The following is an 11433-nucleotide window of genomic DNA, read 5'->3' as shown; positions in this document are numbered from 1 at the left end:
CACGACAACGTCCAAGCCCTGAAGGCCAAGGGCGTCACCGCGTTCCTGGAGATCGGCCCCGACGGCGTCCTCAGCGGCCTGGTCGAGGACGCCGTCCCCGCCCAGCGCCGCGACCGCGCCGACACCACCGCGTGGCTCACCGCGCTGGCACGCCTGCACGTCAGCGGCGTCAAGGTCGACTGGCAGCTCGAAGGCAACCCCGTCGACCTGCCCACCTACCCGTTCCAGCACGAGCGCTACTGGCCGGAGATCGCCCAGGCCGCACCCGCCGGCGTGGACCCGGTGGACGCGGAGTTCTGGGCCGCCGTCGAACAGCAGGACGCCGGTCAGGTCGCCGCCACCCTCGACATGGACGCCGACACGTGGGCCGCCGTGCTGCCGGGCCTGTCGGCGTGGCGGCGCAAGCGGTCCGCCCAGTCCACTGTGGACTCGTGGCTGCACGAGGAGTCGTGGACGCCGCTCACCGGGCTGAAGGCGGCCGAGGGTGCGTGGTTCGTCGCGGTGCCGATGACGCTGTCCGACGACCCCTGGGTGCGCACGCTGCTCGCCGCCCTCGGCTCCGACGTGACGGTGCTCGAAGTGGCGTGGGCCGACCGCGAGTACCTGACCGGGCAGCTCGTCGACTACGCGAAGCAGCGGTTCACCGGCGTGATCTCGTTGCTGGCGCTGGACGACCTCGACGAGCTCGCGCCGGTCGTGGGCACCACGGCGTTGATCCAGGCGTTGGGCGACATCGACATCAACGCGCCGTTGTGGGTCGTCACGCGCGGCGCGGTGTCGACCGGCCGCAACGACCTGCTGACGCAGCCCTGGCAGACCGGCGTGTGGGGCGTGGGACGCGTGGCGGCGCTGGAGTACCCGCAGCGCTGGGGTGGTCTGGTCGACCTGCCCGAGGTCATCGACGAACGCATGGCGCAACGGTTCGTCAGCGTGCTCTCCTCCGACGAGGACCAAACCGCCGTGCGTTCGTCAGGTGTGTTCGGGCGACGCGTTGTTGTCGGCACGCCGGTGAACGGTGTCGAGTGGACGCCATCCGGCACCGTTGTCATCACCGGTGGTACGGGTGCCCTCGGCGCGCATCTCGCACGTGACTTCGCCCGGCGTGGCACTGAGAAGATCGTGCTGGTCAGCAGGCGTGGTCTCGGTTCCCCTGGTGCGGCCGACCTACGCGACGAGATCAGCGCGTTGGGCCCCGAGACGCACATCGTGGCGTGCGACGTCGCGGACCGTGAGGCGGTCACGCAGCTGCTGACGCCGGACGTGCGTGCGGTCGTGCACGCGGCCGGTGTGCTCGACGACATGATGTTCGACAGCCTGACACCCGAGGCGTTCACGGCGGTGTTCGAGTCGAAGGTCATGTCGGCGTTCGTGCTCGACGAGCTGACGCGCGACATGGACCTTGATGCGTTCGTGTTGTTCTCGTCGGTCGCGGGTTCCGTCGGCAACATGGGCCAGGGCAACTACGCCGCCGCCAACACCGTGCTCGACGCGATCGCGCAACAACGCCGTCAGCTCGGCCACACGGCCACGTCGATCGCGTGGGGTGCGTGGGCCGGTGACGGCATGGCCGGCGATGCGCGCGTTGCCGAGCACATCAAGCAAGTCGGTGCCACGTCGCTGGATCCCGAGCTCGCGATCACGGCGCTGCGTCACCTCGTCGCCGCGGGCACGGCCACCGCGGTCGTCGCCGACCTGCGCGCACCGCAGCTGCTGATGGCGTTGCTGAGCCTGCGCCCGTCGCCGGTGATGTCCGACCTGCCCGGCGCCCAGGAGGTGCTCGACTCCCTTGCCGCACAACGCGCCGAGAGCGACTCGGCCGCGGCGGAACTGCGGCGTTCGCTGCGCACGTTGCCCGCCGACGAGCGCGTCGGCCCGGTGCTCGACCTGGTCCGCGAACGCGCCGCCGCGGTGCTCGGGCACGCCGGCAAGGACGCCGTGACGACCGACAAGGCATTCCGCGACCTGGGTTTCGACTCGCTGACCGCCGTCGACCTGCGCAACCACCTCTCCTCGATCACCGGCCTCGCGCTGCCGGCCAGCCTGGTGTTCGACTACCCGACCCCGCTGGCGCTCGCGGAGTTCCTGCTGGACGAGCTCCTCGGCGACACGTCGGTCGTGCTGGAGGAGCCCGCCGCGTTCGTCGCGACGGACGACATCGCGATCGTCGGCATGGCCTGCCACTTCCCCGGCGGCATCGACTCCCCCGAAGACCTCTGGCGCGTGCTCGTCGCCGGCGAGGACGTGATCACGTCGTTCCCCGCCGACCGCGGCTGGGACACGGCCGAACCGATCCGCGGCGGTTTCCTCGACGGCGTCGCCGACTTCGACGCGGCGTTCTTCGGCATCTCGCCGCGCGAGGCGTTGGCGATGGACCCGCAGCAACGTCTGCTGCTCGAAACCTCCTGGGAGGCCCTGGAGCGCACCGGCATCGACCCGACCACCTTGCGCGCGTCGCGCACCGGTGTTTTTGTCGGCACCAACGGCCAGGACTACCAACACGTCGTCATGGCCTCCAACGAAGACCTGGAGGGCCACGCCGGCACCGGCCTCGCGGCATCGGTGATCTCCGGCCGCATCTCCTACGCCCTCGGCCTGGAAGGCCCGGCCGTCACCGTCGACACCGCCTGCTCCTCGGCCCTGGTGTCGCTGCACCTGGCGGCCCAGTCACTGCGCGGCGGCGAATGCTCCCTCGCACTGACCGGCGGCGTCACGGTGATGGCGACCCCGACCTCGTTCTCCGGCTTCTCCCGCCAGGGCGGCCTCGCCCAGGACGGCCTCTGCAAGGCGTTCTCCGACTCCGCCGACGGCACCGTGTGGTCCGAGGGCGTCGCCGTCCTCGTGGTCGAACGCCTCTCCGACGCTGAACGCCTGGGCCACCCGGTCCTCGCCCTGGTCCGCGGCTCGGCGTTCAACTCCGACGGCGCTTCCAACGGCCTCACCGCCCCGAACGGTCCCTCGCAGCAACGCGTCATCCGCGCCGCGCTCGCCTCCGCCGGCCTCTCGGTGTCCGATGTGGACGCCGTCGAAGCCCATGGCACCGGAACCGTCCTCGGCGACCCCATCGAGGCACACGCCCTGCTCGCCGCCTACGGCCAGCAGCGCACCGAACCACTGCTCCTCGGCTCGGTGAAGTCGAACCTCGGCCACACCCAGGCCGCCGCGGGCGCCGCCGGTGTCATCAAGATGGTGCTCGCCTTCCAGCACGGCCTGCTCCCCCGGACCCTGCACGTCGACTCGCCGTCGTCGCACATCGACTGGTCCGCCGGCGCCGTCTCACTGCTGACCACGCCACACCCGTGGCCGTCCGTCGACCGCCCGGTGCGCGCCGGAGTCTCGTCGTTCGGCATCTCGGGCACCAACGCCCACGTGATCTTGGAAGCGCCGGGTACGGGGATCCCCCCGTTTTCCAGCGTACCGACCGAAACCTCCTCAGCTCAGACGGTCTCACCGGAATCTGTGGACAACTCGGCGCCTGTGGACAACCCGGCCGTTGTCGATCTCCACGCCCCGGTTCTGTCTGGCCTGGGTGAGACGATTGGAGTGGGGACCTCGCGTCCCCCCAAGGGGGCCCCTGGCAGTTCGGAGTCCTCGGCTTCGGCGCGCGCGAAACACGTTCCGCTGCTCGTCTCGGCGAAGTCCTCGGCTTCGCTGCGCGCTCAGGTCGAGCGGATCAAGGTGGTGCTGGCGGGCGGGGCGAACCCGGTGGACGTCGCGGCGACGCTGGCCAAGCGGTCGCGGTTCGCGCACCGGGCGGTGCTGGTCGACGGGGCCGAGGTCGCGAGCGGGGTTGCGGCGGAGCACGTGCTCGCGATCGTGTTCTCCGGCCAGGGGTCGCAGCGGCTCGGCATGGGCAGGGAGCTGCACGAGCGGTTCGACACGTTCGCGGACGCGTTCGACGCGGCACTCGGCCACTTCGCACCCGAGCTCAGGGACATCATCTGGGGTGACGACGAGGACCTGCTGAACCAGACCGGGAACGCCCAGCCCGCGTTGTTCGCGCTGGAAACCGCGTTGTTCCGGCTGCTGCAGGACTTCCGGATCAAGCCCGCCCACCTCGCGGGCCACTCCGTCGGTGAGATCGCCGCGGCACACGTCGCGGGGGTGCTCAGCCTCGAAGACGCCGCGAAGCTCGTCGAAGCTCGCGCGCGTCTGATGCAGGCGTTGCCGACCGGTGGCGCGATGATCGCGGTTCAGGCCAGCGAGGCTGAGGTCACGCCGCACCTCACGCCGAACGTGTCCATCGCCGCCGTCAACGCCCTCGACTCCGTCGTCATCGCCGGCGCTGAAGAAGAGGTGCTGGCCATTGCGGCCAACTGGAAGAACAAGCGCCTCAAGGTCAGCCACGCGTTCCACTCACCGCTGATGGAACCGATGCTCGACGACTTCCGCGACGCCATCAAGCACCTCACGTTCAACGCCCCGCAGATCCCGATCGCCGCCTCCGGCGACGTCACGAGCGTCGACTTCTGGGTCGACCACGTGCAGGACACGGTGCGGTTCCACGACCACGTCCAGCGGCTCAAGCAGGCGGGTGTGACGCGGTTCGTCGAGGTCGGGCCCGATGCTGTGCTGTCCACGTTGATCGATGGCGTGCCGATGTTGACGCGCAACAGCACTGAGGTTGCGTCAATGTTGACTGCATTGAGTCGTCAACATGTTGACGGGATCAATGTTGATTGGTCGTCAATGTTGATCGGCGGTCACCACATCACCCTGCCGACCTACGCGTTCGAGCACGAGCGGTTCTGGCCCAAGGCGAGCGTCGGTGGCCGAACCGGGGACCTGAGCGCCTACGGCCTCGCGTCGGGCGGGCACCCGTTGCTCGGTGCGGCGGTGACGGTCGCGGGCACGGAAGAGCTCGTGTTGAGCGGGCGACTGTCGAAGGCGACGCATCCATGGCTCGGCGAGACGTTCCCGGCGACCGGGCTCCTGGACTTCGCGATCCGCGCCGGTGACCTCGTCGGCTGCGACCGCGTCGAGCACCTCACCACCGCGGTGCCGCTGCGGCTGCCGGAACGCGATGCCGTCGCCGTGCAGGTGCGGGTCGGTCCGCCGAACGACGGCAAGCGCGCCGTGAGCGTTCATGCGCAGCACGGCGACACGTGGGTCGAGCACGCCGTCGGCACACTCACGACGCAGCCGTACCAAGCGACGAGCAGCGACGAATTCGTCGAGGTCGAGCTGCCGGAAGACGTGGACGACGCGGCGACGTTCGGTGTGCACCCGTTGTTGTTGGAGCGTGCCCTCGAGGCGACGAGCGAGTTGCTGGGCGAAGGGGTGCCGTTCGAGTGGCACGACGTCTCGCTGCACGCCATCGGGGCGGAGCGGCTGCGGGTCAGTCTCACCCGCACCGGTGACGCGGTCGAGGTGGCGGCGACCGATGTCGACGGCGCGCCGGTGTTGTCGATCAGGTCGTTGACCGTCCGCGTGCCGGAGACGACCGCCGACCAGCGAGTGCGCGACGCGTTGTTCCAGGTCAACTGGGTGCCGGCACAGCTCGGCGAGGCTGACGGGATCGACGCGCGGATCGTGGAGGTCCACGGCGGGCTCGACGCGGAGAGCGCGCATCGGGCGACGATCGAGGCGTTGGAGGTCCTGCAGAACGCGGACGAGCGGACGGTGTTCGTCACGCGCGGCGCGCAGAGCATCGGCGACGAGCCGGTCACGGACCTCGGCGCGGCGGCGGTGTGGGGTCTGGTGCGGGCGGCGCAGGCGGAGAACCCCGGCCGGTTCGTGTTGATCGACCTCGACGAGGGCAGCGACGTCACGCCCGGCATGCTGATGTGCGAGGAGCAGCAGCTCGTCGTGCGTGCGGGCAACGCGTACGCCGGCCGTCTGGCGCGGCTCGGCGAGCACGCGACGCAGCCGTTCGACTGGTCTGACACCGTTCTGGTCACCGGCGGTACCGGTGGCCTCGGTGCGGAGCTGGCACGGCACCTCGCGGCCAACGGCGTCGAGAACCTCCTGCTGCTGAGCCGCCGCGGCCTCGACTCCCCCGGCGCGCGGGAGCTGCAGGCCGAGCTGGGCGCGGAGATCGTGGCCTGTGACGTCGCGGACCGCGAGGCGTTGAGCGATGTCCTGAAGGGACGCTCGATCGGCACGGTCATCCACACGGCCGGCGTGCTGGACGACGGCGTGATCGCGGCGATGACACCGGAGCGGGTGCAGAAGGTGCTGCGGCCCAAGGTGGACGCGGCGTGGAACCTCCACGAGCTGCTGCCGGATGCGCGGTTCGTCCTGTACTCGTCGGTGTCGGGTGTGCTCGGCACCGCCGGGCAGGGCAACTACGCGGCGGGCAACGCGTTCCTCGACGCGCTCGCACAGCACCGGCGGGCGCAGGGCAGGCACGCGGTGTCGCTGGCGTGGGGCGCGTGGACGTCCGAGGTCGGCATGACCGGGCAGATGGACGCGGCGGCGTTCGAGCGGCTGGAGAAGTCGTCGATGCCACCGCTGTCGCTGGAGCTCGGCCTGGCGCTGTTCGACGCGGCCGTCATGGTCGACGCGGCGCAGGTCGTGCCCGCGCGCGTGATCACCGGCACGACGAACGGCATGGTGCCGCCGTTGCTGCGCGACCTCGTGCGCGGCGGGCGCCGGACCGCGGCGAACCGTGCGGACTCCGTGCAGGTCAACGGGGTGCGGCCGGCCGAACGCGTCGCGCACCTCGTGGACCTGGTGCGCACCGAGGCGGCGGCGGTGCTCGGCCACTCGTCGACGGCGGCGATCGACGCGGACCTGGAGTTCAGCCAGCTCGGGTTCGACTCGCTCACGTCGGTCGAGCTGCGCAACCGCCTCGACGCGGCTACCGGGCTGACGCTGCCCGCGACGCTGGTGTTCGACTACCCGACCCCGCAGGCGCTGGCGCAGCACCTGGTCGCGGAGCTGTTCGGCGGCGTGCAGGCGGCGACGGAGGTCGTGAGGGCGGTCAGCGACGAGCCGATCGCGATCGTGGGCATCGGCTGCCGGTTCCCCGGTGACGTGACGAACGCCGACGAGCTGTGGGACCTGGTGCTGGCCGGGCGGGACGCGATCAGCCAGTTCCCGTCCGACCGCGGCTGGGACACCGACGTCGTCGGCGAGGGTGCCGGGCGTTCGGTGACCGGGCACGGCGGCTTCCTGCACGGGATCGCCGACTTCGACCCGGCGTTCTTCGGCATCTCGCCGCGCGAGGCGGTGGCGATGGACCCGAACCAGCGGCTCGTCCTGGAGACCGCGTGGGAGTCGCTGGAGCACGCGGGGCTCGACCCGTTGGCGTTGCGCGGCTCGAAGACCGGCGTGTTCCTGGGCGCCGGCGGCCTGGAGTACGGGCAGCTGGTGATCAACTCCGAGCAGGCCCGTGAAGGGTTCTCCAGCACGGGAACGTCGCCGAGTGTGGTGTCCGGCCGCCTGTCCTATGTGCTGGGTCTGGAGGGACCGTCGCTCACGATCGACACGGCGTGCTCGTCGTCGTTGGTGGCGCTGCATCTGGCCGTGAACGCGCTGCGCAACGGTGAGTGCTCGTTGGCGCTTGCCGGTGGTGTGCAGACGTTGGTGTCGCCGGGCACGTTCATGGAGTTCAGCCAGCAGGGCGGGCTTGCGCGTGACGGCCGTTGCAAGGCTTTCTCGGAGTCCGCTGATGGCACGGCGTGGGCTGAAGGCGTCGGTGTGCTCGTGGTGATGCGTCTGTCTGACGCGGTCGCTGCGGGACATGAGGTGCTTGCGGTCGTGCGTGGATCTGCCGTCAACTCGGATGGCGCGTCCAACGGCCTGACGGCGCCCAACGGTCCGTCGCAACAGCGTGTGATCCGCGCGGCGCTGGCGGCATCGGGGCTGTCGGTGGCGGATGTCGACGCTGTGGAGGCACACGGCACCGGAACCGCCTTGGGTGACCCGATCGAGGCGCAGGCACTGCTTGCGACCTACGGGCAGGAGCGCGAGACGCCGTTGCTGCTGGGTTCGCTGAAGTCGAACATCGGGCACTCGCAGGCGGCGTCCGGGGTCGCGTCGGTGATCAAGATGGTGATGGCGATGCGGCACGGGGTCCTGCCGCGCACGCTGCACGTGACGTCGCCGACCTCGCACGTCGACTGGTCGGCCGGTGCGGTGTCGTTGCTGACTACCGCGACGGCGTGGCCGGCGGTGGAGCGGCCGCGGCGGGCGGGTGTGTCGTCGTTCGGCATCTCGGGCACGAACGCGCACCTGGTCCTGGAGGCGGCGCCGGCGAGCGGCCAGGAATTGTCAGACCTGCCTGAGATGATTGGAGTGGGGACTTCGCGTCCCCCCAAGGGGGCCCCGCTCGTTTTTTCGGCGAAGTCCTTCGCTTCGCTGCGCGCCCAGGTCGACCGGGTGCGCGCGGTGGACGCCGACGCGGCCGATGTCGGGTTCTCGTTGCTGAAGCGGTCGCGGTTCGAGCACCGGGCGGTCTGGCTGGGCGACCAGGAGATCGCCTGCGGCAAGGCGACCCGGAGGAAGCTCGCGGTGCTGTTCTCCGGGCAAGGATCGCAGCGGCTCGGCATGGGCAAGAAGCTGTACGAGCGGCACGAGGTGTTCGCGACGGCGTTCGACGAGGTGATGCAGCACCTCGATCCGGGGCTCAGGGACGTCATCTGGGGCGACGACGAGGCCAAGCTCAACCAGACCAACCGCACGCAGCCCGCGCTGTTCGCCATCGAGGTCGCCCTCTACCGGCTCGCGGAGAGCTTCGGCGTCCAGGCCGACGTGGTCACCGGCCACTCGGTCGGCGAGATCGCGGCCGCGCACGTCGCCGGGGTGCTCAGCCTCGACGACGCGGCCAGGCTGGTGCAGATCCGCGCCAACTTCATGCAGGCCCTCCCGGCGCAGGGCGCGATGTTCGCGGTGCGGGCCACCGAAGAGGAGGTCGCGGAGCACCTGACCGATCTGGTGTCGATCGCGGCGGTCAACGGCCCGAACGCCGTCGTCATCGCCGGTGACGAGGCGCAGGCGCGAACCATCGCGAGCAAGTGGGAGCACAAGCAGCTCAAGGTCAGTCACGCGTTCCACTCGCCGCTGATGGACCCGATGCTCGACGACTTCCGCACCGCGATCAAGAGCATCACCTTCCAGCAGCCGAAGATCCAGATCCAGGCCACCGGTGACGTGACCACCACCGAGCACTGGGTGCGGCACGTCCGCGATGCCGTGCGATTCGCGGACAACGTCGAGGCCATCGGCGACGCGACGTTCCTGGAGATCGGACCGGATGGTGTGCTGTCCGCGCTGGTGGACGGCGCGGTGCCGGCGTTGCGCAGGGACCGCGACGAGGCCACGGCGTGGACTGCGGCGTTGGCCAGGCTGTTCGTGGCCGGGATCGACGTCGACTGGACGCCGTTCTTCGCCGGCGCCAAGGTGATCAAGCTGCCGACCTACGCCTTCGAGCACGACCGGTACTGGCCGACGCCGCTGCGGCGGAGCGGCGACGTCACCGGGGTCGGGCTCGGGCCGGTGGACCACCCGCTGCTCGGTGCCACGATCGCGCTGGCCGACCAGGACGCGGTGGTGTTCACGAACCGGTTGACCGAGGCACAGCCGGAGGCGGCGTTCGCGGAGATCGCGTTCCGGGCGGCGGACCAGGTCGGGTACGGGCTGGTCGAGGAGCTGACGGTCACCGGACCGCTCACCGCCGGGGTGCTGCAGGTGTCGATCGGCGAGCCGGACAACGGGAAGCGCCACCTCACCATCCATACGCGACAGTCCGATGCCTGGACCCGCGTGGCGACGGGAACGCTCGCGGAAGGCGAGTACGTCAGCGACTTCCGCGTCCGCGAGTGGCCGCCGAAGGGTGCCGTCGAGGTCGGGCCGGACACGTGGCAGCTCGGGGACGCGACCTACGCCGAGGTGTCGCTGGACGCGTCCGACACGAACCAGTACGGCGTCCACCCGGCGCTTCTGCAGCAGGTGATGGGCGACGAGGTGCCGCTGCGCTGGCAGGACGTGTCGCTGCACACGATCGGCGCGTCGACGTTGCGCGTCCGGCACCGCAACGGGGAGGTCGCGGCGGTCGACGGGCAGGGGGCGCCGGTGTTCTCGGCGCGCGAGGTCACCACCGGCGCGCCGCTCACGGCTCAGCAGCAGCAAGACTCACTGTTCCGGCTGGAGTGGGTGCCGGCGCCGAAGTACCAGCACGCCGAGGCGACGGTCGTCACGGTCAACGGGTCCGACGACTACGTGCGTGACGCGCATGCTCTTACGGCACAGGCGTTGCAGACGGTTCAGGAGCGCCTGGAGACCGACGAGCGCGTGGTGTTCGTGACGCGACCGGGTGACCTCGCTGCGGCCGCGGTGCACGGGCTCGTCAGGTCGGCGCAGTCGGAGAACCCGGGACGGTTCCTGCTGGTCGACACGGACGGGTCGGCGGAGCTGCCGGTCGGGTTGCTGGACCTGGGCGAGACGCAGGCGCGGGTGCGGGACGGGCAGGTGACGGTCGGCAGGCTCGCGCGGGTCGACGACGTCGTGCAGCCGACGGTGTGGAACGGCACGGTGCTGATCACCGGCGGTACCGGCGGGCTCGGTGCGGAGCTGGCGCGGCACCTGGTCGAGGCGCGCGGGGTCACGGACCTGCTGCTGGTGTCGCGGCGCGGGCAGGACGCACCGGAAACCGTTGCGCTGCAGGCGGAGCTCACGGCGCACGGCGCCGATGTCACGATCGCGGCGTGTGACATCGCGGATCCCGAGGCGGTCAGGAAGCTCGTCGCGGGCCGTGCGCTCACCGCGGTCGTGCACACGGCCGGTGTGCTCGACGACGGCACGATCGGGTCGTTGACGCCGGAACGCCTTGCGGCCGTGTTGAAGCCGAAGGTCGACGGCGCGTGGAACCTGCACGAGGCGACGAAGGACCTCAAGGCGTTCGTGCTCTACTCGTCGGTCTCCGGCATCGTCGGCGCACCGGGACAAGCCAACTACGCAGCAGCGAACGCGTTCCTCGACGCGTTGGCGGAGCATCGGCGCGCGAACGGTCTTCCGGCCGTGTCACTGGCATGGGGTCCGTGGGCGCAGACGAGCGGCATGACCGCGCATCTGCAGAACGGCGCGATGGAACGTATCGGGCGTGGTGGCATGCCGCCGCTGAGTGTCGAGGAAGGCATGCGTCTGTTCGACGACGCCACCTCGCGCGAGGAGACGTTCCTGGTGCCCGCACGGATCAACACGGGTCGATCGGACGGTCCGGTCGCGGCGGTGCTGCGTGGCCTGGTGCGTGGCGGCAAGCGGTCGGCGGGTGCGGGGTCCGGGGTGGACTTCGGCGCGACGCTGGCGGCGTTGCCCGCGGAGGACCGGCTGCGGCACGTCGTGGACCTCGTGCGCGGCCACGCGCCGGGGGTGCTCGGGCACGCGAGTCCGGCGGCGGTCGACCGCAGTTCCGCGACCGGCAGCTGCGCAACAGCATCGCCGCCGCGACCGGGCTGAAGCTGGCGGCGACGCTGGCGTTCGACTACCCGACCC

Annotated in this window: 1 protein-coding gene; it reads left to right on the top strand. The window is 70.7% G+C overall.

Annotated features, from left to right (window positions below; all coding sequences use genetic code 11):
* Positions 1-282 precede the first annotated feature (282 nt).
* Positions 283-11397, top strand: a complete 11115-nt coding sequence (locus BBK82_RS54645) for a type I polyketide synthase (RefSeq protein ID WP_065918266.1) — start codon at positions 283-285, stop codon at positions 11395-11397.
* The last annotated feature ends 36 nt before the right edge of the window (positions 11398-11433 follow it).

The sequence above is a fragment of the Lentzea guizhouensis genome (genome assembly GCF_001701025.1).
GTDB lineage: Bacteria > Actinomycetota > Actinomycetes > Mycobacteriales > Pseudonocardiaceae > Lentzea > Lentzea guizhouensis.
Note: the sequence above shows the minus strand (reverse complement) of the source record. Positions and strands in the feature narration are given on the sequence as shown.